The organism is Ruegeria sp. CG4 (assembly GCF_056537185.1).
The window spans coordinates 186,314-212,098 of sequence record NZ_JBQFRB010000006.1; the positions used below are offsets into that span (position 1 = coordinate 186,314).

Consider the following 25,785-nt stretch of genomic DNA (forward strand, 5'->3'; position numbering starts at 1 on the left):
TGCCCGTTCTTCCGGTGTAAGCAGCCGATATGAACACTTCCGACGATCTGGACATCTTTCTGGTTGCCACTCCGGGCCTTGAAGCGCCGCTTTGCGCCGAGGCGCTGGAACAGGGATTCGCAGACGCGCACAAAGTGCCGGGCGGCGTCAGCTGCCGGGGCAACTGGGCCGAGGTATGGCGCGCCAATCTTGTCCTTCGAGGCGCCAATAAAGTTCTGGTGCGGATCGGCAGCTTCCCGGCCATCCACCTGGCGCAGCTCGACAAACGGGCCCGCAAATTTCCCTGGGCTGACGTCCTACTGCCCGATCTCCCCGTCCGGGTTGAAGCTACCAGCCGAAAGTCACGCATTTATCATGCCGGAGCGGCCCGACAGCGCATCGAAAGAGCGATCTCGGAAACTCTTGGGGCTCCGATCTCCTCGGACGCGGACATACGTGTGTTGCTGCGGATCGAAAGGGACATTTGCACAATCTCGATCGACAGTTCAGGCGATCCGCTGCACAAGCGCGGCCACAAGCCAGCGATTGCAAAGGCCCCCATGCGGGAAACCATGGCGGCCATGTTCCTGCGGGAATGCGGATTTGACGGGACGGAGCCCGTTTTGGACCCGATGTGCGGCTCAGGCACTTTTGTCATCGAAGCAGCAGAAATGGCCTTGGGATTGGCACCGGGGCGGTCGCGGCACTTTGCCTTTGAAAAGCTTGCAACTTTCCGCACCGACGAATGGGAAAAACTGCGCCAGCCCGCTCCTCCTCACGATTCCGTTCCGACGTTCCACGGATCTGATCGAAACGCTGGGGCGGTCGAGGCTGCATCCACCAACGCATCACGCGCTGGCGTCGCGCAGATTACGCGGTTTCAGCACCGCGCAATCAGCGACATCAAAGCACATGAAGGACCGTCGGGATTGGTCATAGTCAATCCGCCATATGGCGGCAGGATCGGCGATGAAAAGCGGTTGCGGTCCCTTTATGGCAGCATGGGAAAAGTGCTGATGTCACGATTTGCCGGCTGGAGAGTCGGCATTGTAACCAGCAGCCAGTCGCTGGCTCGCGCAACCCGGCTGCCACTGTTGCCGCCGGGTCCCATAGTGGACCATGGCGGAACAAAGGTTCGCCTGTATCGCACGGATCCACTGACCTGATGCTATCTGTCCGACAGGTGAATTGTTCAGACGAAGTTTTTTACCGGTTTTTTCGAGTATTTTTCCGAACGACCACCTTAGAATCCCCCTTGCGCATCCAGTTCACCGGGTATAGATCACCCGCCACGGTCGGAGTGTAGCTCAGCCTGGTAGAGCACTGTCTTCGGGAGGCAGGGGTCGGAGGTTCGAATCCTCTCACTCCGACCAATAAAACAAGGCGCCTGAGGGCGCCTTTGTTGTTTGTAAGACAGTGATCCGAGGTTCATTGAACCTGAACACTACTCGAACTCCAGTGCGTCGGCCGCTTTGCGCAGGTGGTCCGGGCTGTAGCGCGCATAGACAGACTCGGTGATCCGTGAGTTCGAATGGCCGAGAAACTGGGCTATCTCCTCCATCGAGACGCCGGCCTCCGCCATGTGGACTGCCGCTGTGTGGCGCAGAACGTGCGGTGACACATCAGGCAGACCTGCCTCGATCGCGGCGGCCTTGAAGCCCTTCTTGATGGACTTCACGGGCCTACCGGCCCATTCCACGACGTAGTCGGACAAAGCCGCCTTCCGCGCCTCCAGGAGCGCCCTACGCAGGCTCCCGGTCATGGGGACGATGGCCCGGCCCTTCCTCTGCCCCTCACCAGTGCGGAGGTTGACCTGACTGCGCTCGAAGTCCACCCGATCCCAGGTGAGCTCCAGCACCGCCGTCACCCTGGCCGCCGTCGACAACATCAGCCGAGTAGCGAGCTTGATGTGCGGTGCACAATCGACAGACAGAAGCTGTGCGATCTCCTGGCGCGTCAGATACCTCTCCTTGGGTGCCGGCTTACTGGGGCGCTCGATATAGGGCGCTCTATCGATCAGTCCGGTCTTCTCGGCCCAGTTCAGGCAGGTCCGCAACTTGCCGAGCTGGGTCCAGATCGTGCCGTCCTGAATACGTGCCTGCCTGCGATCCGCGATATAGGCCTTGCAGTCCTGCACGCTGATCTGATCGGGGCGGAAGGCCCCAAACCAGGGCAGGACGGAGCGACCGGTGTAATTCATGCTTTCATGCACCGGACGCCCCTCAACAGTCGCGCTGTAGGCTTTCCAGATCCTTTCCACGGTCAGTTCATCCTTTCCGGCTGTCTGTGCGAGCAGGACGTCACGGGCTTCGGCTTCGGCGCGTTCGACGGTGTCCGCGTCAAGACGATACCGGCGCCGGCGTCCATCTTTCTCATACCAGACGACGACGAAGCGATCGTTGAGCCGACCGATACTGTATTCCTGCACTTCTCAAACTCCTCCACTTTGTGTGCCGGGATGCGGAACTGACGCTGAACTCTGAAATGTTCGAGCTGGCCGGATTTGCAGAGCTGGCGGACAGTTTCAGAACTGCAACTCCAGCGCTCTGCGAGGGTCTTGGGGGTGTAGGGCGGTGACAATTCGTGCACTCCTTTCTGATCGTGTGAGTGCGTTATAGCGACGAGCACTTCGGACGGCTGAAACATACTTCACAAGAGCGTGATCTTTGATATCCGCTGGAAGGTGCTTATGAAATTGACCTTAACAGAGGGCTCTTCGAAGCTGAAAAAGGTAGCTTGCTCGCCCCTCCCTATCAAAATGTGAACAGGCATAGCTGCCCTAAGACAGGGCGAACTGCTCGCGAATGTGCGCAAGCACCACCATGTCCTTCCGCTGGCTTTGGCTGAGCGGACGATTGCGGTAGGCGCGATAACCAATAATCGCGGGCTCTCTGGGGAGCAGATCACCGACTTACAGCAAACAGAGCGTCGCACTGCTCACGTTTTGGTAGTGGTTAGTCGTCGTTCGACGCGACGATTAGCTGTCCCAACGCTGTCAGACGATATTGTGTCTTCTTGTCGTAACTTCGAGCAACCAATCCTGTTGCCAGGAGGTCGGGACCGAGCGTTTCAAAGTCGGTTCCTGTCGATTCCTTTAGAAGTTCGTTCTTCGTAGCAAAGTCGCCATCCTCACTCAGGACCCAGAGAGCAACCCCGACCGAATTACTCATGAAGCCGTCGGGTAAATTTGGTTTTGTCTCCCAGTTTTTTGCTTCTTCTGCGGGCCGGTCGGATACGATCATGGCAGAAACCAAGCGAGTGACCTCCGTCGAAATTCCGCCAGTCTTGTTCAAGATGGTGTTGCGAAGATCGACGATATCAAGATCGGTCCGCTCAAGTTTATCGAGGTGAACTCGGATCATTTCCGCGCCCCACGGAGTGAGGAATTGCGATTGTTCTTGTCGACGAATGGCCAGAGACCGCAGCTCAGCGTCTGATGCACTCATGATGATGACTGGACGGATGGTGCGGTTCAGGACAGATGGCTGACGTTCGAGGAAGTCGAGAAGCGTTTTGGCTTCCGTTGCATCGTTGGTTTTGTAAACGAGGATCTTGCGCTTGCCGTTTTCCGCCCGCGTTTTTTCGACGATGCGGCGCAGATCACTGATCGAAGTCGCTTCATGGACAATGATCTTGTCCTCACGGGCACCAGGAAATGTTCCAACCTCGGCGAGACGACGCAGTGCCTGTGATACCTTCCCGATTCCAAGAATTTCAAGGCCACAAATGATCTGCACCGGATCCGCAGTTTTCGGGTCGATGAGCCGCTCCATAAAAAAATCGCTGAGGGGCGAGTATGGCCATTGATCTTCCGGCTGTTTCGGTGCGGCGGAGTAGCGCCTCCGGTGGGTCGCGCTGTCGTAGTTGATCGTTGGGTCCTTGTTCTCGATTTCATCGAGAGCGTGATAGATATCGTTACCTGTGCCGAGCATCGCGGCAACTTCCCGAGTGCGAAGCAAATAATTGAAGCGGTTTTCACTGCCGGGAACCGGGACGCGACCAAGAACACCAAGATCGAAGAGCTCTTCAAGGAGAGCCTCGAAAGACGGAAGTGTCGGAGCTTCGCTGTTCTTAGGCCAGTAAAATGAAGCTTCGTCCATCAACACACGCGTCGGAAGACCTGTGATGAGCGCACGGCGCTCATCACCCTCGTAGATCAAGCGCGCCAGCGTATAGGCGACCAGTGCGTAGCGAGGGTCGAGATTGAGGGTAAGATGGAACTTCTCTCGGATCCGGGTTTCGATATGCTCGAAGTTTCGGTGAGCGAAAAGGTCTTCTGACGGTATCGTCCAGAGGGGCTCGCCCTCGGGGAGCTTGAAGGTTTTTCCGCTACCGTGGCCGTGCATGGTCGAGAGAAGACCCTTCATGTATTCCTGGACCAAGGAAGGATAGTAGTTGGCCCAGGTCAGGATCTCCTCGACGGCCTGCATGTTCTCAAACGCGAAGCCAGCGGCGCGCATGGGAGATACAACCAGATCGAAAGCTGCGCGCTTGTCATCGATGTTTCGATTGAGCGGGCCGATACAAATCGGCTCCCCGAGGTGCCAGAGCGGAGAATTTGGCTGCTTGTTCATCCGTTGGACATTATGAAGCCCGGCGAAGACGACCTTGAAGGCGCGCTGCGTTTTCTCCATGAGCTCCTTCAGCTTGCTCAGCTGCGGGTAATCATCGCGTGTATCCTGAGTCATGAAGTTGTCAGCTTCATCGAACATGCAGATGATGCGCCCATTGGGGTGCCGGTTTACCCATGCTTGGATATCGCGTGAGACGAGATCCGCAGAAGTGTGGTCCGGCTTTACGACATCGTCCGGCAGCATCGTGGAGATGTGGCGCCAGATTTCGTTGGTTTTTTCAGAGATACCCAACGCTTTGATTTCACGATTCACGATGAACCGTTTTTCGGCTTCATCGTGCTGAGTCTGGGCCACATGCGCGAGAAGCGCAGATTTCCCGAGTTGGCGGCCACCATAGACAAGGCACCCATCAGCAGTCTTGTCGATGATTTTGCGCACTTCGTCTTCACGGCCGAAGAACATCTCAGGCGGAAGCTGACCGGCGTCGGTCGTGTAGGGTTCAATGCGACCATAAGGAAGTCCGCATTCGAAAACAGTGCGGGCCCGGGTATCACGACGGGTCGCTGCGAAGGCGATCAGAGCCTCGTCGATCAGGAGCGCCGGAATCACTTTGCTACGCAAACGCTCCGCAATATCGCGCCGCCGCGAGGTGTCGGCGACACCGGAAAGGAGAATGACTGCCGGCTTACTGGAGGCTGTGATCGCCTTAATGATCGTCTCCGGCAGAGTCTCTTGAGACGCGACAATGAAGCTGTAACCGCTCGTTGCATTGGAGCCAAACACAGGCGGCAAGAACCATCCATCCGAGACGATACGGCCATGAAAAATCCCCTTCCAGGAACCCTTGCGGCCAAGTTCCTCAATCTTCGATATGTTGACCTGTTCGAATCCAATCTCTTCGAAAAGCTCCTTGATCTGCCCCGGAGTCGGCTTTTTCGTGCGCATGCCCAACATCAGGTCGCGATACATTTTGATGAAGCTGATCGTGGCAGCGCGACGATCTTCCTCCGCAAACAGGAGGTTTCCCTCCGTTGCGGTGGCTTCTTTAAAAGCCTTGCCTCCGGTCGGCCATTGGTCAGAACTGGCGTAGGGAAGAAGGTTGGACGAGAATTCACCGATAAGGCCTTGCAGGTCAGTCTCAAACACTGCCGCTGACCGGCCATCCCTAAGCTGTGCGATCCGGTCCTCTACCGCCTCGATGGTGAGTTCGTCGAGCTTCCCGAGAAGAGTTTCGACATCGTCCTCGTTGTCAGGCTTTCGGTATTCATTGATGCGAGCGATTTGACCGTCGCGGATGCTATTCTCGATGTCTTCGATCGATTGATCGAGAAGCCCAAGGCGGTCGCCGAGCCCAGTGATGTCATGGACTTCACTACCACCGGCCAGGCCGTCGATTTTATCGAGGGTGAGCTTACACCATGTCAGCTGTCGACTGATTTGTTCTTGGTTTTTGAAATCGACCTTCTCGAGTGCAGTGAGCATCCGGTTCCGGAGTTCAACTTCAGGCCGCCAGAATTCGACGAATTCGGTTACCGTCTGTAGGATTTCCCCTTCGGACGAGACATCGAATTGATCGACCATGCGATATGCGGAATCGAACGCACCCTCTGAGCAGGCGCGCTTGATAGCATCCTCTTGTCCAAGGATTTTATCCTCAGACAGAACCCGTGTGTAGATTTCGGCGCGCGCTTCCAATTCGGATAGCGCTTCCCGGTCAACCGGAGGGAGCAGGTCCATTTCGGCGTTGAGTGCACCGTCAAGCGTTGAGAACCGACCAGTATCTCGCCCAAGAAGCGCCTCGCGGGTCTCGTTTATCTGATCACCGATCCAGGTCGCTATGGCGGCAATCAGCGGATCATCGGTGCTGCTAATTTCAGCCTCAAGACCATCCTTGGCCTTTTTGAGCTGCGTGCGGAGTGTGGCCGTCGTCAGCTTTGCGCGTTCCTCCGACTGCTGGCCGCGCTCTCCGCTGGAATGGGTTGCTTCATTCCAGCGCTCTAATAGTGTCACCGGTTCGTCGAACTGACGAGCGAGGTATTCGACCCCTTTCGAATAGAGAACGAGGTCGTTGTATCCCTTTTCAGATGCATATGTCTCTGAGAGAGCTTCGATGGATTGGGCGTCGCGAAGGTCCTTGATGGCAATACGGACCAAGTTTGGAGCCGCCGGGTCTTTTTCTGCGATTGCCCGAACGGCTGCTCCGAGTTCACCATTTTGGGAGACGACGTAGTGCATGAATTCGGTGGCGAAAGGCCATCTCGATGTTTTCTGACGAAGAGCGTCACAAATTTTCTTCAGCCGATCGGTGAGGCGCTGTTTCTCGGGAGCCCCCGGCTGCCCGGAGAGTTCGGCGAGAACATCAGGGCTGGGAGGGTAATCGAAGCTGAGCCTCGAGACGGTTTCGTTTACTTCGACCAAGTGTTGCCCAAGGGTCCCTTTGCAGAGATCGGAGACTTGCGTGCGAAGCGTCGTATCCTTCGAGAGAATTGCGGGCCGCAGAATAGAGCCGAGGACAAGAACGGAGGCAAGATCAGAGAGTGAGGCCGAGGTGGCCATCCCGACGTGCTCATTGAACTTCTGGAGATCAGGGCCAAACCCGCGGTAGGGAGCGCGACTTGCAGCGGCGACACGCAGGGCGACAGCAGGGATCGGAAGAGCCATCCCCTCTTGCTCATAAGCTTCTGCGGCATGTGCTGCGATTGCGATGAAATCGCGGTCGATGAGAGATGCGAACACGTCGTTAGAAATGGGCGCAGGCTGAAGGAGCGGAGGGTTCGTCTCTTCCTCTTGGTCGAGGTGTTCTTTGAATTGCTTTTCGGGAAGCTCGTCAGGCGCGCTGACTTCGTCGGTGATATCGACCAACACGGAGCTGGAACTTGCGTCTTCCTCGTCGGCATTGGGGTGAGATGATTTTGTGTCAACGTCCAACGAGGGGACATCTGTCGTCAACTGATCTTCAGTCGAGTGTGTATCTTCATCGATCGTGTCGCTGAGTAGGTCGTCTTCCTTCGCATCAGACAACTCGGTTTCAGTTTGGTCTACGTTGTCCTCAGGATCACTGTCGTCGTCGGCGATGGGTTCTGGGTTTTCTTGCCCTGCACCGTCTTCTTCGCTTCCATCCTCTTGGGCTTCAGTCTTAGCCCGAAGCAGACTTTGTTCGCGGATCTTGTCGAAGATTTCCGGATAATCTGAAGGATCGAAATCTTCATCGAATGTGTCAGCATCTATAGCCGGATCGTATTCCTCCAACAGGGACATGAACCGATCAGGTTTTTCGTCACCGAGAGACCGGAAGATTTCGAGGATGGCCTGATATGCATCTTTCATCCGGTTGATCTTTTTTTCAAGCTCTTCAGCCTGAATGGCGAGCTCGCCGATCAGAGCAAATTTCTTAGCGGCCGTTGCCTCGGATATTTCTTTACCCAAAGCTTCGAGTTGGTCGTTGGTCGCCGAGATTTTTTCTTTGCGGCTGAGGATGAGGTCATAGAACCTGTCGGACAGGAGAATGCCGGCAATTGGGCGGGCGATCCTCGCGACGTCGTCGCCTTCATTGATAGCTCCAAGCGTCCTGAGGCGTTCTTCAACATCCTCCGACATTTCGTCGGTGATGACATCCTGCATTTCGCGAGCGGCGATGGACAGCTCGGAAATGGCCTCGAGCCTTTCAGTGTTCATGACGGAACCGATTTGGATCTCCTCCGCCAACCCTTGGATTGCTATGTGAAGATGGCCAAGAATCAAGATGGAGTGCGCTTCGGGTTCGACTTCAAGGAGACCAAGAAGCTCCTCCGAAAAGCCGAGCCAATGCAATCCATCCTCGACATTCGGCAGTCTTTCTTCAACCCAATCCGTTGGTCCGCGGTAGGTGATAATATTGAGGGCCTTTTCGTATAGCTCCTCAAATGATCCGGGGTCGGTAAGCGCGTGATAGTAGTTCATGACCGCGTATTCGCAGAAAGACCCTACTGCAACTTCAGGAGGCACGTCCTCAAGAAGGAGCTCATGAACACGGTTATGAAGCTCCGGATGTGCTTCAAGGCGCAGTTTTGACAACGGAAGTTTCGGAATGACGCCCTTTTTTGGTCCACTCTTCCTGGATCTTGGGCCTTTTTGTGAGCCTCGTTTTTGCATCACTATCGTTTCAAGGATGGGAAAAACCCAAGGGTGGTTTTGGATACGATAAAGCAACTCTTCATAAAGATCTGCCGGCTCGTTCGGGTCGAAATCAGCCTCAATCAGTGCCGCGATTGTCTTCAGGTCCTGGTTGGTGAAATGGCGCGCTTCTGCCAAAAACTCCGGTGCATCGGGGCAGATTTCAAGGACTGGGAAACCACTGAAACTCTCAGGCGACACCCAGTGCTCCGGCCTCCATGTGCTCATCGTTTGAACGGCAGCAGGGATACCAGCAAACGAAATGGTTTCAGACGCGGTTGTGAGAGCGAACGATGGTTTGTTTTGCGGCGTGTCTTCTGGCATGTTCGATCTCCTATTTGTTCCAGCTTTGCGTAAGCTGCACGCCTGCTTCGAGTAGGATTGCTTCAATCCATGCAAGGGCTGGGCGCCGTTCGAACTCAGACCATAGTCTTTGGTTCGAGTAATCGTTGAGACATCGCGTGCAACTTGTCACGCAGTCTTGGTTCTCGCAATTTAAGATCTCGCGGGCTGCGAGAAGGAGGTCGACAGACTGGAAGCCATCCTCTTGTGTCAATCGAGTTGAGTATCCAGCACCGCCGGAAACAGTGTCGTAGAGCACGATTACGAGATGGCCATCGAGTCTTTGAACGATAGCCCGCAGATCTCGCGCGTCAGTCTCGAGTAGTTCGGCAGCACCGAGACGAAGGGCCTCTTGCAGTGTGCGGTCGATTTTCGTCGAGTTGATCAGATCCCCATTCGGATCATGGGGAGTTCCCTGGAACAGAATGGCGCGCACATCTGTTTCAAAGACATGCGCAAGATCGATTGGCCAGACTTGGAAAGACGGATCATATCGGCAATCCCGGCCGGTTCGTGGGTTGGTGTGCGCCTCGAGGACCATGGGTTGCTGCCATGCGTTGTTAGGTCCTGCATTCATTGCTGGGACAGCATGTTCACAGCTGGGGCACCATGCAAACCCGCCCCCATGCCGACCTTTGTTGACCGTGATGATGCGCCCCAGTTGATCGTCGGGCCGGTTGGAACCGGGCGCGTGGAAGGTCAGAATCCCCGGCACGTCCGTTGGCACGTAGCTTGAGATCGGGGCTTCAGTGAGGAGGAGAGCTTCTTCCGACACAGTTGACCGAATTCGACTGGCGCCGGGATCTCGGCCCTGACCATCGCGAACAGACGTCAGGAATCCGTGTGGCTTAATGAAATCACGTTTTCTATTGGTAGACGAGAATTGCGCGCCACATTGAGAGCAGTGATCGTCGGGGGTTACGCGCTGAGGGGTAATCTGAGGCGACCTGCACACGTCGCAAACGCGGTATTGGGCTTTCTCGATAAAGGCATCGTCGCCTGTAAACTTGGATCGTTTGGAGATGCCGTCAGAGATCCAAACGCGACCGCCCGCAACAATTTCCGAGCCTGGAGCGTATTCAGAGATTCCAATGGAACCATCGCGATCGAGCTCGAGGACGGACGTATCGGATGTCTGCCCCGCCGCATTCAGGACCTCCAAGGAGACCGAGTGAACAGGGAATGAATAAGTCGGGATAACCGCGCGTCGCGATAGCTGATCGATCATGAATTGCCCAATGTAGAGGCGCTGCTGGGTGCGTAGCGCCTCCTGATATCGACCAATGCGCGTGAAGCCTGCCGAGTCATTGGAGTCGAGTTGTTCCCGCTCCTCCTCGAGATCGTCGATGCCGGATTGCATAATGGCCCAGCGACCCCAGACAGCGTCGGCGAATTGCATCACTCTTTTGCGCAGCTCTTTTCGGCAGCCTTCGGCATCGAGCGCAATGTCCGCATGTGCGGAAGGAAGTCGTTTGCCCAAGGCTGCCGCCGCTTCAACATCTTCATCTGCGTTTTCGAGCCAAGAGTTGAAGTCTTCGTCGAACGCCACTCGCGCGTCGTCGGTGAGTGAGGCAGCAAAGACGTCGCGAAGTTGAGGAGATCCACTCCTTTGGTAGTTCGCAAGCCGGTGCTCGAGGAACTTTGCCAAAAGCATTGAAAGCTGGTGGCGTTGAAAAAAGCTTGCGTTGTCCAAGCTGAGGTATGGCACACGAGGTTGCTCGGCGAGATACTCTTCAAACCGCTCGAAGACCGCGCGGTCGTATCGGCCCGACCGTGAGGTTGTCAGAACGATCGGGGCAACCTGTGCGCGGCGCCCTGCCCGACCAGCTCGCTGCTGGTAACTTGCGATAGACGGTGGAACGTTCTTGCAAAGGACACTTTCCAGATCACCAAGATCGACGCCCATTTCCATCGTCGTGGTGCAGGAAAGAAGATTCACTTCTCCGATCTTGAAATCTTCTTCGATCGAGGTTCGGATTTCGCCAGCAATTGCCGCAGTGTGTTCGCGCGCGATCCCCATGATCGGGTGCTCGTGGTAGCGCGCAACATAGTGGTTTTGCTCAAAAAGATCAGCGCGATCTTCAGCGGTGATTTCGGTCAAAGTTCCTTTACAGCCCATAGACTGACAAACGCCCGCGGTGTCGAATTGGGTTCGACTGCCACATTTGACGCATTGATAAAGGTGGACGTCTCTGCCGGGAACGACCTTGATACCGGGCCCAAATTTCAGGCCGCGACCGACTCCGTGGCGTGCAGCGATAGATCGGGGCCCTTCCATCACTTTCCAGAAAGCCGTCAGAACATCGAGTATTTGGTTGTCATCAATGGCTTCGCCTGTTGCGGTCGCCATTTTTTTCAGAAGTGCAGTAAAGCGGTTTGGCCGGTTTGCCGCAGGGATGAGATTTATCGCGGTTGTCGCTCTGCTGTTCTTATCCCGGGTAAAACAGCGTGTTTGCTGCGCTGCAATTCGGGTCCAGATCGACTCATCGACGAGATCAATCATGCCTGACCCTTGATCGGAGACGGCACGATGCTCTCTGATCATTTTCAGGAGATAGCGGACGTAAGCTTCCGCGAAGGGTTTCATTTTTTCCGGAAGGTGCTTCTCTACAGCGAAGACAGCACGATCGAGGTGATCATAGTTGACGCCGAGGAGTCCAAACCCCTCAAGCCCGAGTCGACCGCGCCCGAGGGTTGTCAGCTCAGCCACGATCAGGGCCTTAAGGCGCTGCATTTCATTTGTTCCGGTTTCAAGCTCGGGTAGAACGCCTGGTCGATACAGTCTTAGCCCGTCTTTTCGAAGTTCGTTTCGAACAGCGGAGACGAGGTTATCTATATCAATTTCGCCGTTGGCGTCTACGGCGCGCAGAATGGCGCTGCGAAGGGCTTGTTCACGAGATGTGCGCTCAAAGAACGGCGCGAAGAACGCGGCGTCCTGCCTGTTGTCTGAAAAGACCAGCAGGTTACGCCCGCCCATCGGGGGGGTGGTGCCGAAGTCTCGGCTCGGCATCGATTCAAGAATTGACTGGGCAGCAACAGCAGCGAGGGCTTCGTCGCCCGGCCTGACGGTCGTGATCGGCTCGGGAAAACGAGACGAACGATGGTGGCAAGCGACGCAGCGCGGCATGTAGCGGCGACCATCGTCGGGATCTTCATGCAGTTCGACATTCTCGAGCGCGACTGCGCCAGCAGCCTCTTCTTCAAGCGGAAGGCCGGAAGCAGGATCAAAGTAGACCATGTGCCGCGTATCGTCGTCAGTCGAGGTGTCGTCCTCGTCATCTTCCTCCACGGCCTTCCCGCCAGGCACCAGCCTTAACAGCCGACGTGGGCCGCTGCCCGGGGTTGCTTCGACATGCGTAGGACCATCCCAAGCTTCAATGTAAGGCTCACCGCAGTTTCGACAAACGAAGAGCTCAAAGACGGGTCGATCTTCGTCATCTTTCTCTGCGCCGATAATGACCTGTGATAGGCTTTCGCTATCATTAGCCTTGAGGGACACACCTGTTCGGTCTGGTGCGCGCGATATCAGGTGGTATCGAGCAGGGAGAAGCGGAAAGACGGCGGCGCTTTCACTGACAGCAAGAACGCCGATGGAGATCAAGCCGACCAGCGCAGAAATTGCGCCTTTGCCCGCATCTGGAAAAACGTCTTCGGCAAGCCGCGTGAGGGGGATGGAGCCACCCTCGAGGCGGCGCGCAATTTCGTGCACTTCATTGAAGTCGGAGAGGCGCTCAATCAACGCATCACCGAGTGATAGCTGTGCCTGATCGAGTGACAAGGCGTCTAAGCCGAGGAATTCGGCTTCGGCGTTCCAGCCTTCTATGTCCATAGGGCTGTCTGTAAGTGCGACTTCTCGAACCATACTGGCGAGGTCTGACGCTCGTGCCCAGTCTTCAAAGCTAAGGCCGCTGGGAGAGGCGGGTTTTGACAGTTTCGGGTGCAACTTCCTTTGCGAAGTGATCACAGCCCGCTCGCCGGCAAAAGGCTCTCCAAAGAGTCGCTCAGCAAAGTCCGAAAGCTCCCCTTTTCTCTTGGGATTGAGAGATGCTGATGTGCCGATGCATCTCACTTGGCCGTCCGGGATCTCAAGGTGAGCCTTCAGTCGTCGCAAGAGAAAGGCGACTTCGATGGCTTGAGCGCCCGTATAGGTGTGGATTTCGTCGAGAACGATCCGGCTAAGTCGCGCATTTTGAAGAAGCGGTCGGTTCGTCGGAAGGAGAAGGATATGCTCCAGCATTGCATAGTTCGTGATGAGGATATGCGGAGGTGACTGGCGCATCTCCAGCCTCGAAAGCTTCCAATTCAGTGGAACATCAGCGTCCTCTCCAAAGATCTGCTGGAAGCTGGGTGTTTCGCGAAGCTTCGTGACTTCTTGCTCCCGCGTTGAATGTGATTTCACCTGTCCGGTATAGCGGCCGAGCGTGATACCCGGATTGCCGAGGTCACGGAAAAGGAGCTGGGCGATCCGACCGAGTTGGTCATTAGCCAGTGCGTTGAGTGGGTAAACGAGGATCGCACGGACGCCGGGTCGTTCAAGATCTCCCTCTTTGAGGATGTCATTGATCATCGGGTAAAGGAAGCTTTCCGTTTTACCCGAGCCTGTGCCGGTTGCGACGAGATAGTTTTCGTCTCTCAATAGCGCTTCTTCTTGGTGCGCATGAAGTGGACGATCCCACACAGACGGCTCGTTCTGGGCAAATTCGATCCACCTGGGGTCCAAGAGCCCTTCACCGTGAAGCTGCGCAAGGCTGCGACCTTTTTCAAAGTCCGGAAGCGTTTCGACGTATGGACCTTTGACAAAGGTGAGGCGACTGACCTTCTCGCGCAGCTGTTCCGCGAGTTTCGGGGCTCGGATCTCGTTGATCGGAGATGAAGTTGCCACGAAGCGCGCAAGAGTTCGGTTGAGATCTTCGCGGTAGGCGTTCGGATCAAGAATGGTCATTAGGCAGACGCTCCCTGGGTGGTCGCATGGCCCCACAGGGCGCGAAAATAGACAAAGAATTGAACACCGGCGCGAAGCATCATGGTCATAGTGGAACCAATGTCTTGGCGCGACAGTCCTGTTCTCGAAATCATATCCTGAAGGAATGCCTCAGAGCGTTTCTCGGCGCAGGCGCGAGCAAAGCGCTCGATCTGGATTGCGATCTTGGCTGGAGTCGGATCACCGCCTCCATTGATGTCGAAGGCCCTAAGATGATTCAGGTTCTCTGCGTGGGCTTCGCAGATGATCCTACATGCATTTCCAAGGGCGCCGCCGCCTACGAGATCCCCGATGTCTGTTTCCCTCAAGCGGAAACGTAGATCGACAAATGCGGTGCGTAGCGCATTCGCTGACAGAGCGTCGGGAATGTCAGGGTCATTTTGCAACCGTTCAAGCCACGCCAGCAAGGGATGTTCAGTCATGAGGTCGGGGAGAGGATCGGGCGCCTCGATAGTCATCATGAGATTGAGACTTGAAAAGCCGGTGCCTACCGAAAGGCCTGAAAGGGCATGAGTTCCAGCCTCGAATACCCAAGGCGCCACTCCGACGATGTCATGACGAGCGATGCTACCTTCGGGTCGAGTGACATTCAACACGGGCTTGATGGCACCCACGATCTTGTTTTGAGCGAAAGTCTCGAAGGCATGAGCGTAAACGGAATAGAGCGACGCCGACAGCTGGCCACCCAATGCATCAGGCTCCGGATGCGTCAACATTTGAGCAAGTCTTACGACAGTGTTTCGGTCAGGTTTCGCGATTGATCCAGCGATGCCAACTGCAACCGGAGCGCGCGATCCATCTTTCACAGGCTCAATGACACCGTTTGGGTCTAAGGTTTCGAAGGTAATTCTTGCGGGTCCAGTAATCCGACCTTTGTCGACACGAACAGTAATGACTTTCGTGCCCTGGTCGCGCATAGCCTTGACCGCAGGAAGAGGCGGAAGGGAGGCTGGCCTCACCCCAAAGGCGTAATCGCCGATATCAGTATCTTTTCCGGCTGCCTCGACATGAACACGCAAGGCGTCTGCATCCGCAGTCGGCCGCAGCGTCAGCACGATCTCCTCTTCCGTCTCGTGCAGGCTCAAGGAGCCCGCGTCCGATACGCGTCGAAGGCGCGCAAGGAGATCCAGCGTCCCATCGGCACGCCGGATCGCGATCCGGTCATCTCCTGTATCCTCTTCGAGCTTCTCGGCTCCGATTTCGAAGATTTGTCGCTGAATGAACGGACGATTTATTTGGCGTCCGAGGACGATCAAGTCTGCATTTCTGTCAAAGCAGCGAAGTCGAAGCGTATCGTGGCGGTTGTCGTAACCGAGCGCCACGGTCCCCCCTTTCGGAACGAAGACTTGATCGTTCGTCGAGATCCGGAAATGCCAAAGCTTTTCGGACCTTGCTGTAAGGTCGAATTCGTAAGCCTGCTCTTCGAGCGACAATCCAAGAATTGGAGTTTCGGCTTCGGATCTCGGATCAACGGAAAGCCGTTCGAAGGAATTGACATGCAAGCCAGAGCTTCTGGCTGGCAGGTAATTCGATGGAACCTTGACGTTCTCGAGATCTCCCATTGGTGGCATCGCAGCAGGCCAAACCCATGAGGTCGCCTTTAGGTCCGCGCGGGCGTTGGTGTCGCCGGCGGCACCCGGGACCAAGACTTCGAAAGTAGCTTTTCCCGGATCGGCCGCAGGATCGAAATTGAGGCTTGAGAAAGAAACGCGCGCCTCGTTTTGGCCATCGATCGATATTCGACTGTATCTTGAGGTCTCGCCGATCCTGGCTCTAAGGATTCGTTCAGCTCCGCCGATTTCGGGATCAAGCCTGACGTAAATCGTAAGGTCGTTTGCATAGAGCGCGTTTTGTCCGTTCCTGCCGATGACCGTTCCATCAAACCAGATGGCCGTATCGATTGGAGATGCGATTTCCAAGGGCGACCTCTCCCCAAACGAAAGAGTTTCGCCAAGATCTACCCAAGCAGAGAAAACCGTCGGATCTTTGGTCGGGATCGCTTCTCCAAATTCGGATGCGCTGAAATGCATCTTACTCAAGATAACCAGGCGTGTGGCAGCAACTTCAATCTTACGGGTCGTTTCTTCGATGCGATGCAGGAGCGCCCCACTGTCCGCATCGAAGATCAGGACTTCTGTTTCTGTGGGAGCGAAGGCAACGTCGATAGTTGCGGAGCCTGCACTCCACTTGAGTGTCTCTGGCCATGGGGCGTCAATTGAGGCGCGCTTTCCTCCCGGGATCTGTATTGGGAACAGGCCAGTTTTGATGGATTGCGATTTCGATGAAATCTCGGGCAAAAGGCCAAGTCCATCTCGATGCCAGATGACGGACGGAGGTCCGACAAAATCAGATCGTTTCTTTCCAATGCGCCGGGCAAACGCGTCATACGCCTCGAAGAGTGATCTTTCTCCTGGGCCTGCACCGACTTCTCCGCGGCGCCAAGCGTCAAATCGGCGCGCATAGTGAGCGGATTCATCGAAGCGAATTGGGGCGACAAGGCGCGGTTGACCGGCGCAATAGTTGGCTACCGCAAGTCTTTGCCAATGCCTTGAAGCAACCGTGTCTTCGGTCGCGGGTGGTCCTTTTTGAAATGCTGTCCACAAAAAGGCTCTGGCCAGATTTTGGTGCTGCGGGTCAGGTGCGCCGAGGGGCGAGAAGAAGACCACGGTAGGGTCGGTGCTGTTCTTGACCGGAATACCGATGCGCTGTGCGGCGGCGATAAAGCGCGCCTTCATGATTGCACGCTTCTCGCCGCTGATCGCTTCGCCGAGGAACTTCTCAAGGTGTGAGTAGATCTCCCGATCTCGGGCGGTGTAGCTCTTTGAGAGAGGGTAGAGCACGGACCAGACACCGAGGGTCGGGAACTTCGCCAAGAGCATGTTTATGGAGTATTGGCGTGCGGCTCGGCAAGCGGAGGCGTAAAGATCTTCGGGTAGATTTAGGTCAGCTACGAATGGAGTCGCGTCCTTTGCAGTCCAGATGGACTGCATTTCCCTCTCAAGAGAATTGAGGCTGTCAGATGCCAAGATGTTACTCTTTCCTAATCTGTCCCATTGGCGCTGAAGTCAGACACGCCGCTGGCCGCGTAGAGAATCTGCGACCGGGCGATCTCGTCCATATCGTCCGGGAACGTCTCAGCGAGTGAGAGCACATCATCGTTGGTCGGCGCCAGGATGCAATCGAGACGGCGCAACGCCACGAAGGGCAACACGAGCTTACCATGCTCGGATTGATTGAAATCACCGCGGAGAAGTTCTGCAATCGACCAGACAAAACTGCCCGAACTCCCAATATCGTTGTTAGTCATGCCTGCCCTAAATTCTTTTCAACTATAGGATGTTATAATGAGGCGCGGAGCACAAGCACGATTACAACCATTACGCGTCAGAACTTTCCGAATTCCGGATGATCCTTGTAGGCGTCCGCGATAGTCGTGTCTTCGTCGAGCGCTGCTTCGCGGACAGCATCGACACCCATATCGTCGGCCGGTATCTCTTGTGGCTCATCCCAAGACCGATTCGGCGCAATGATGACCGGCTCGTCTTCAATCTCTTCGCGCAGCAACAGCTCTTGTTCTGCGCGCTTTAGGGGTTTCCGAATGCTGCTTTCCGTCCAAGGACGTCGTTCGTCACGCTTCTCACTGATGAGATTGTGCAGTCCAGAACGGTTCACCAATTCCAACTTCTCCCGGAGGGTCATCTTCTCCCAGCCAGCCGTGCGTTCGATAAAGTCAGCGAGCTCTTGCACCTTACGGTCAGCTCGCGCAGCATTGGAGATCGATCCTTTGCGCTGTGCGACAGGGAGGTTGGTCCGGTTCCCCATCTTGACGCCGCGCTTCTTGGCGTTTGCCATTCCATAACGTGCACGCCCAGCTATTTCGTCACGATCACGCTGAGCCTTTAGAAGAAGACGTTCCAGACAATTACGCCCAACCCTGCGACGCTCAGTTATTGAGATCACCTGAACGTTGCTCTCGAAGAGGTCCTCAAGCACGGCCGGATGTCGCGCGAGACGATCGACACTGGGCACCAAGATCGCTGCCTCTTTCTCCGCAGCAATTTGAATAGCTCTTCGAAGGCCAGGACGATACAGATGACCCTGTGCACCAGCAGCTGAGCAATCGTCTTCTTCGATCGTCAGCAGGTTCAGGTTCTTCTCTTCACTATAACCACGAACCACATAACCTTGCTCATCCAGACTGCCACCTTCTTGTGCCTGTCTAGGAGTAGATACGCGTATGTAACCAACAACGTCCTGCAAGGTAACTTCTTCTTGTGTTTGTGTTTTAGATCAGACGTAAGTGCCTTATTTTATTGTATTATACATATGTTCATTACTAAAGCAAAGGAAATAGCAATGAGTAAGGTATCCTCATAACTACGACCTCCTTCTTCGACTTCTGGCTACCGCATGGCCCAATAGGAGGTTTGGAACACCCGGATGCTGCGGCGCCAGAACCCATCCCCTTAGTCATGCGCAGGAAAACCTAGGACTTCGATGTTGTTGGGATCCGTCGAACGGGCTTGAGCGAGGCGCTGAGCCATTCTTCGCCCACTTGCGTGAGCGGGCCCATTGTTTGCGACTCAAACCCATCAAGCAGATCCAGCTGTTGCTGGTCTCCATTTTTTCACACCCGAATTGTCCCTTCGACTTACGCTCTGGCCAACCACAACAGAACCAATAACTATGGCTGCTCCTATCGACTGAGTGAGGCTAAGCGTTTGTCCCAAGTATACCCAGCCGAGCACGACAGCTGTTGCAGGACTCATCATGCCAAGCATCGAAACTGCACTGGGCTCCAGGCGCGCTATCCCACGAAACCAAAGAGCATAGGTTGCTGCAGCACCGATCAACCCAAGCCAAATCAGGCCGGCGACATTTGTCGCGCTGAGCGCAGGGAGAGGCGGCTCAAGAAACAGTGCGACTGGCAGCAGTATCAAACCACCGGCTGTTAATTGCCACGCTGTGAAACTCAGCGCCGAAACCGGAGGTTGCCATTTTCGGCTGAGAACAGTGCCAGCAGCCATTGACGCGGCTCCTCCCAAACCCGCTGCAATACCGATCCAATCAAGTTGCGCTTCTGGTCCGATCAGCAGCAGAGACACACCCATTACGCCAGTCGCGGCGGCGCCGAGCGCACCAAGTCGGATTGGGGTTCCCAACCATCCCCACGCCATCAAAATCACGATCATTGCTTGCAACGATCCCAGGGTGGCGGCCACACCACCGGGTAACCTATACGCAGCAACGAAGAGGAGCACCCAGAACAGAGCGAAATTGAGGCTGCCTAAGACTAAAACTCGACCGAGCCATTCGCGTGGTGGAACGCAGCGCGTCACTGCAAGCAACAACAAGCCAGCAGGCAGAGCTCGTAACGCCGCCAGGGTAATCGGGTAGCCAGCCGGGAGCGCTTCCGTAGTTACCAGATAAGTGCTTCCCCATACCGCTGGGGCGAGTGAAGTGAGAAGAATATCGGTCGAGCGTGACATTGTATGTCTCCCGGCTGAGGCGTTTCAGAATTTGAGTGAGACTTCAGAGGCGCGCGGGTTAAGCTGCTTCCGCTTGCAGGTTTGATCCAGCGAGGCACGCTGCAATCCTTGCAACATGAGCGCCCTGGAACCGCGCTCCTGCCAGGTCGGTTTCGGTAGGTGTGCGGGAACCATCAGCACCGGCGATCGTTCCGGCACCATATGGTGCGCCGCCAATGATATCTTCTGATGTAGTCTGGCCAGCAAATGTGTAGGGCATTCCGGCAATCAGCATCCCAAAATGTTGAAGCGGGACTTGCGTTGTCAGAAGTGTGGCTTCATGCCCACCGTGATGCGAACCTGTTGATGCAAACACCGCTCCGACCTTACCAACCAGAGCATTCCTGGCCCAAAGCCCGCCCGCCTGATCCAGGAACGACTTCATTTGGCCGGCCATCATGCCAAATCGGGTCGGCGTTCCTAAAATTATTGCGTCATAGTTTTCCAGATCTGCCGGCAAGGCGATAAGCGTATCATCGACGACATAGCCAGCCTGCTGGCGGATTTCCTCAGGGACAGTTTCGGGCACACGTCGAATGTCGACTTCGGAGCCGGGAACACTTCTGGCGCCTTCAGCCTCGGCATCGGCCAATGCGCGGACGTGGCCATAGCTTGAATAGTAGAGAACGAGAATACGTGACATAAGGAACCTCTCAGGGCTGTGACTTGTTCCCTGAGAGAATGGAATTTGTTGCGCCGCCAATTAAGTCGCGCTCTTTGACATCACTCTTTACCTGGATTGAACAATGTCACGACCTGAGAGCCAAGCGCAGATGATCAAGAAAGGCTTTGACCTTTGCATCCACTCCCAAGCGAGATACTGTAACGGCGAATACTTCTGGCGCGGGCAGTTCGTGGTCAGGAAGAACTCGCACTAAGGCCCCACTGGCTTCGGGAGCATCAGAGACGAACTCGGGCAGTGTTCCGATACCTTGCCCCGCTATCAGCAGATCCCGCAAAACCAGGCTGTTGCCGACCCGCACGCGCGGATCAAGCTCTAGTGCTGTGACACCGTTGGCGGCCGAGAGCTTCCAGCTCGTCAAATGATCAGCAAGCAAAAAGCCGATGATAGCGTGGCTTTTCAGATCCGCCGGCTGGGTCGGCGTCCCGCATCGCTCCAAATAGTCAGGAGACGCAAATATTCTTTGCCGCATCACGCCGATCCGTCGAGCAACAAGTGCCGAATCCGGCATGGCAGCGCGGATACGTATCGATAAATCGAACCCGCCCTCGACCATATCGATCACCTTGTCGTCCATCGAAAGAGTAAATCGCAGATCTGGATAGGTTTCCAAGAACTCTGGAAGCATTGGTGCGATAACGGTTTGGCCGAAGGAACTTGACGCATTCACCCGAAGGTGCCCACGCATCGCTTTTGAACCTTCCCTAATGGTTTGCTCCGTTTTTTCGACTGCGTCGAGGATTCCAATTGCGTCCTGGTAATAAAGGCTGCCGGTGTCGGTCAGTGACATGGATCGGGTCGTTCTGGTCAGTAGGACGGTTCCCAGACTTTCTTCCAGAAGTTTGATTTCTCTGCTGAGAAGCGCGGGAGAAACACCAAGGTCTTCCGCCGCGCGGGCAAAGCTGCCGCGTTCAACGATGCGGCGAAAAGCTTGCATGACTGACAGTTTGTCCAACTCCTGGCCCCCGAGTAGTTTTTTGACCCGCCCAGTTGGGCGTAACGAACTGCAAGTTATACGACCGCGAGACTGGTGCGAAGGGGCGACACGCCTGTGTTGCTGGTGTTGATCTCCGGGCGGTTGCCAGAAAACAATCATCACTCTATTTTCGATGAGGCTAGGAGTTAGGGGCAATGGCAAAATCTAAGAATCCGCTTACACCGAAAAACGTTCCAAGCCGGTCGAACAATGAAGAGTCCGATCGCCCTGTCGAGAGCAGGCCCATACCGGTTAGCGACGCTGTTAATGAGCCAACTCGGCAGGAAAGACTTAAGGCGATTGCAGAAGATGCGGAACGACGCCTCAAGGGTTCAATGAAGCTACTCTCTTGAAGTCGTCATACGAACTTATAAAGGAAAAACAGCACATACAATCAAGGTGCAGCCTTCAATACGCTTCACCGCAAGTTACCAGCTTCCCAATGAGCACTTAGAAGCAACGGAGCATACAGAAGGTCTCCTAAACACAATCGCAAATTGGGTGCCGCCCCTGAGCACTCCTCCCTACGATTAGCCCTCTACACACTCTCGCCTGTTCTCTCTAGGCACATGCGCTCTCAATAGAGGCATTCTCTCTCTAGAGTGCTCTTATGTTTGTCCGTTCTCTTAGGGTGTGTTCTCTCTAGGTGTAGCTATTTCCGTAGTATGAGCAATCGTCGGTTTCTTCTCTCCGGTGACGCTCGAAATACTGCCTGGCCTGCTTTAGTGTGTTTGCTCTCTATAAAGCTCTCTCTCAGGAGCTCTCTACGCTGGCCTGAGTAGCGTCCGTGTTTGTTTGTGTATCAGGTGTTAGATGGCCTGTGTTTCGTCGCTGTGCGCGCTTTTCTGGCCTGTCTTCGGATATGTGTTTCCCGAGAACCGTTGCTTTTATGGGTTTGTCTGGTTCAAAGGTTTACATATCTTCGGAAAAATCCTGATTTCGGCCCGGATCTGTCAACTTAATGTAAATTTAGTGTAAACCTTTTGGCCCGAAATCGGCTGTTTTGAGAGGTATAAGGTTTACATTCCGTCGATCCCAGCCGGCGCGAAGTAAACCTTTGTCAACCTTATGCAACCTTTTGACGTTGTCGCGGGATCCGACGAGGTAGGACGAACCAGCCATTCCTCGCCGCTGTGTTACTCCTGGTTCATTCTAAGCTTCCCGAGCGACGCAGGGGTGACGTAAAAGCTGCGTCCATCTGGAGCTCCATTCCTCCGAGACCATCACCGACAAGGGCAAGGCTGATGATCTGGCCTGCTCGATCCTAAAGAAGATTAATGAGAAAGCTCTGATTGTGAGCCTAGCCCGCCTTGGATTAAGTTCCTTGGCGGGTTTCTTCGTGTCCGGGTGACAATCTGGGTAGGACATTCCGTCCCTTTGTCTACTCAGTCCCCCGCTCTACTTGTTACTTTGTGCCTGCCTCCATGGGCACACAGTCCTGCCCACGCCTCTTTGGAGTGCCTTTCCAGCTTGTTCCCCTGTGCGTGGGTGGGACTTTCCCTCCATCGGCCTGTTCATATTCATTCTCAGGACAAGCACCTAAACACTCGGGCTTCGCACTCAGTCGTTCCTTCGCTCCGCTCAGTCCTGTAAAGGTTCACCGCAAAAAAGGGTTGGAATTTGACGATGCAGTTAACAGTGAACGCCGCTGCTAGTGAGCCTACTCGGCACGAAAGACTTAGGGCGATTGCAGAAAATGCGGAACGACGCCTCGAGGGTTCAATGAAGCTGCTCTCTTGATGGCTGACAGTTTTTGCTGTGTTGTTCTATGACGTTTCTATTCTCGGGTGCCTTTCGCAAGGTTTTGGCAAAACCGCATTGTGTCGGCCTCTTTCACTTCTCACACGCGATAATTGCAGACTGAACAGGCCAAACACCTTCTATCGTTTTTGGGACTCCGGCCTCCGTAAACGACGCTTGCGTAGAAGGTCCACCATCGAGGTTCAAAGCGGCGGTGCAACTGAGGCCAAGATCAATCCCTTCTGGAGACAGGATTGTGGAAAGCTCGCGAAGACTTAACCCACCCCTAGCAAGCACGAAGAGTAAAGTGTGCTCATCGACTATGCCAACAGCACTCCTCGCAGCCCGAATGTTGTTTTCCACCTTAATACCTTCTGTGCCATCTGGTTCGACAACAATTGGCCCAGACTGCAATCCCTCTATAATCTCACAGCCAGTTTCGTCCTCACGATACTGGATTTTTGGTCCATCCTGATCGATCAAAAAGATACCGGAACCCGCATTATTGCGCTTCGTATGAATTGTCTGCCCTCGAGAAACTAGATATCCAGAGGGCGAAAGCCTATCAAAGGCATCACGATTCCAAGGGGCGCCATTGATTGCAAAAAGCGCCTTCTCTCGCTCCCTTATTTCCGAAATACTTTCGCCAAAAACGCTGTCAGCGGATACCACGTGAACTGCGAGAGTGTCCAAACAAACTCGCCACGCATAAACCGAAATTCCATATTCATCAGATGTTGTAGCGGCCATTTCCAATCCTGCGGCCAACTTTTTCCAATTTTTTTTTGGTGCGTAGTTCCTTACCAGAGCAGGTAAGGGATTAGGTTGAACTTGGAAAATTGACTTTTGTTGTAGATCAGGGTCTTGGCGTAGTGCTTCACTCATTATTACATTGCCACCATCCGCCATAGACTTTTGCATTAAATCACCTTTGGCCCACAAGGCGCTAAAGAACGATGGGTCTTCCTTCAAGGCTTCCTCTAACATTGAGATAGCGCTTTCCGTTCTTTGCAAAGTTGCAAGCCTCTGCGCTTCTATAAACATCCAAAATGCAAGAATAGAACCTGTAGGATGGACTCGATTTATGGGTGAAAACGTATCCGTGCTCAGGCCAGTAAAACATAATAGTGCCTCGGGCAATGTCTCTGACATATTTTGAAAGTGAGCTAAGCTACCGGTTACGGACGTAGCCCCGATAAGCACTCCGTCTCGAGCCAATTCGAGGAAAAATTCTGCTTTGTCCTCTTGTTGGACGAGCTTGCCATTTATTTCGAACTGAGCGGCGAGCGTTCGATGCACGGAGTGTCTTGATGAAACTCTTAGTCCTTTTCCAGTCAAAAACTTGACAAACTCACGCTCAATGGCTGTAGAAAGTTCGGAATTCTGCGCCCCGACTTTATCGGCCATATTGAAATTTCCAACGGATACGCTCGGCCTATCTTGGGTCGAAGTTCTTTCTTGGTCGTCCGAATGCGGTTGCTTGTTAAGCTCCTCAAAAATTCGCTCCGGAAGCGCATCTACTTTGGCACTAACGTTTGATACTAAATCAGCTTGATCCTTGAGTCGGCGAAGAACCCGAACCATATATGCCGGCACCAAATCATCAATGAAACTCTTATCGGCAAGCAGATTGGAGAGAACCGGCTCTGTTATTGCACGAAATATGCTCTGCATGCTTGGCGTTAGATGTTCGGGATCAACATGAGCATCCATCATCTTGGTCGTAATCAAGTGTGCGTCCATGTCACTTCGGATAATATCGGTGGCGTCAGGTAACGATGCGATTACCATTTGCTCATAAAGAACTGGCGCGTCTATAGGCAGATCGCATTCTAAGCCCCGCATAGTTTTTTCAGCTTGCTCGGCCAGCAACTCAGCCAGAGAATTAACTGATGGCAAATCATTCCGCAGCATCTCCTCAAGCGTTTTGTGGATGGATACGCTAGATTTGAGGGCATTAAGCAGATCTGGCTTGGATGCGAAACCTCCAAGGGCGACGATCAGCTTAATGCCATTAAGGATTTGGGTGCTTGCCATCAGTGGTTTACGTTCGCGGAATGCGTCGGAGGATTGGTGCGTTGACCGCACTTCGACTACGCGTGTTTTTGCACGTCAGAGTAGTAGCCCTAGAAAAATATATCATTCTACCGAAGTCACAACGTTATGGCATCGAGCCAAAAAAATTTGGTGAAACCATTGTGCATAAGCCGAAGAAAATCGGCCCAACAAATGTTCGCCCAAGGTCCGAAAATGATAACACAAGGAGCTTTGAATCAGGAATGATAAAACTCTTCCAGACAGATTATCGGCTCCGGACACTCCCACCTACGCTCTCCCCTTCGCTGAGATCTCCATAAAAATCGCACTTTAGGATGTCTCTTAAACCGCTCCAAGAGCAGCTGCATAGTTTTGCCGTTTTCTTGAAGTGCCTGTTTTTTCACGCACTGCAATCGTCGGCATTTTGTCTAATTTGACGCCAAATAGTTTTGCTGCCCTATAACAGTGTGTTTGCTTTCTATGAGGTTTTGTCTCTGGAGCTTTGTGCTCTGACCCAAGCTGTGTCCGTGATCTTCGATGTTAGCTGTTGGCTGGTCTGTGCTTCGTCACTCTGTGAGCTTTTCTAGCCCTTCTGCGGATGTATGCTCTCCGAGAACCGCTATTCTTAAGATTTTTTTGGTTCAAAGGTTTACATCCGTTGATCCCGCGAGTTGTGGATGTAAACCTTTGTCACCCTTATGCAACCGCTAGACATTGTCGCGGGAACCGGTGCGGTAAGATGAACCAGCAACTCCTTACCAAGAGGCAGATACTGACTACCTAATAGCTCTCCG

The 25,785-nt window shown here is 54.3% G+C and carries 11 protein-coding genes, 1 tRNA gene and 1 pseudogene; 2 read left to right on the forward strand and 11 right to left on the reverse strand.

All coding sequences use genetic code 11. From position 1 onward, the window contains the following. Nucleotides 1-29: 29 nt before the first annotated feature. Together ACR0J2_RS16360 and ACR0J2_RS16365 are read left to right on the forward strand one after the other, a co-directional pair. A complete protein-coding gene (locus ACR0J2_RS16360) occupies nt 30-1,145 on the forward strand; it encodes a THUMP domain-containing class I SAM-dependent RNA methyltransferase (RefSeq protein ID WP_480813243.1) in 1,116 nt (371 codons plus the stop codon). A 130-nt stretch (nt 1,146-1,275) separates the two neighbouring features. After that, nucleotides 1,276-1,352, forward strand: a tRNA-Pro gene (locus ACR0J2_RS16365). A 71-nt stretch (nt 1,353-1,423) separates the two neighbouring features. Here the strand turns inward: ACR0J2_RS16365 and ACR0J2_RS16370 are convergent. The 11 genes and pseudogenes from ACR0J2_RS16370 to ACR0J2_RS16420 all read right to left on the reverse strand — a co-directional run bounded on the left by ACR0J2_RS16370 (nt 1,424) and on the right by ACR0J2_RS16420 (nt 24,991). Continuing rightward, nucleotides 1,424-2,407, reverse strand: a complete 984-nt coding sequence (locus tag ACR0J2_RS16370; RefSeq protein ID WP_480813244.1) for a tyrosine-type recombinase/integrase — start codon at nt 2,405-2,407, stop codon at nt 1,424-1,426. 17 nt (nt 2,408-2,424) lie between these two features. Next, nucleotides 2,425-2,625, reverse strand: a pseudogene (locus tag ACR0J2_RS16375) (helix-turn-helix domain-containing protein); the annotation flags it as partial. A 308-nt stretch (nt 2,626-2,933) separates the two neighbouring features. After that, nucleotides 2,934-9,029 carry a hypothetical protein gene (locus ACR0J2_RS16380; RefSeq protein WP_480813245.1) on the reverse strand — a complete coding sequence of 2,032 codons (6,096 nt, stop codon included), beginning with the start codon at nt 9,027-9,029 and terminating at the stop codon, nt 2,934-2,936. Nucleotides 9,030-9,039: 10 nt separating this feature from the next. Next, the gene (locus ACR0J2_RS16385) at nt 9,040-13,989 is read right to left on the reverse strand and encodes a DEAD/DEAH box helicase (protein WP_480813246.1); all 4,950 of its coding nucleotides are present in this window, start codon (nt 13,987-13,989) and stop codon (nt 9,040-9,042) included. Then, on the reverse strand, nt 13,989-16,901 hold the full coding sequence (locus ACR0J2_RS16390; protein ID WP_480813247.1) for a hypothetical protein: 2,913 nt from the start codon (nt 16,899-16,901) through the stop codon (nt 13,989-13,991). The genes ACR0J2_RS16385 and ACR0J2_RS16390 overlap by 1 nt, the downstream gene beginning before the upstream one ends. 167 nt (nt 16,902-17,068) lie before the next feature. Then, complete coding sequence (locus ACR0J2_RS16395; protein WP_480813248.1) at nt 17,069-17,335, reverse strand: type I restriction-modification system subunit M N-terminal domain-containing protein; 267 nt, start codon at nt 17,333-17,335, stop codon at nt 17,069-17,071. A 77-nt stretch (nt 17,336-17,412) separates the two neighbouring features. Then, on the reverse strand, nt 17,413-18,288 hold the full coding sequence (locus tag ACR0J2_RS16400) for a recombinase family protein (protein ID WP_480813249.1): 876 nt from the start codon (nt 18,286-18,288) through the stop codon (nt 17,413-17,415). A gap of 332 nt (nt 18,289-18,620) precedes the next feature. Continuing rightward, the gene (locus ACR0J2_RS16405; RefSeq protein WP_480813250.1) at nt 18,621-19,517 is read right to left on the reverse strand and encodes an EamA family transporter; all 897 of its coding nucleotides are present in this window, start codon (nt 19,515-19,517) and stop codon (nt 18,621-18,623) included. A 58-nt stretch (nt 19,518-19,575) separates the two neighbouring features. Next, the gene (wrbA, locus tag ACR0J2_RS16410; RefSeq protein WP_480813251.1) at nt 19,576-20,199 is read right to left on the reverse strand and encodes an NAD(P)H:quinone oxidoreductase; all 624 of its coding nucleotides are present in this window, start codon (nt 20,197-20,199) and stop codon (nt 19,576-19,578) included. A 106-nt stretch (nt 20,200-20,305) separates the two neighbouring features. Further along, on the reverse strand, nt 20,306-21,175 hold the full coding sequence (locus tag ACR0J2_RS16415) for a LysR family transcriptional regulator (RefSeq protein WP_480813252.1): 870 nt from the start codon (nt 21,173-21,175) through the stop codon (nt 20,306-20,308). 1,872 nt (nt 21,176-23,047) lie between these two features. After that, nucleotides 23,048-24,991, reverse strand: coding sequence for a phosphodiester glycosidase family protein (locus ACR0J2_RS16420; RefSeq protein WP_480813253.1), 1,944 nt, complete (start codon nt 24,989-24,991; stop codon nt 23,048-23,050). Nucleotides 24,992-25,785 lie beyond the last annotated feature (794 nt).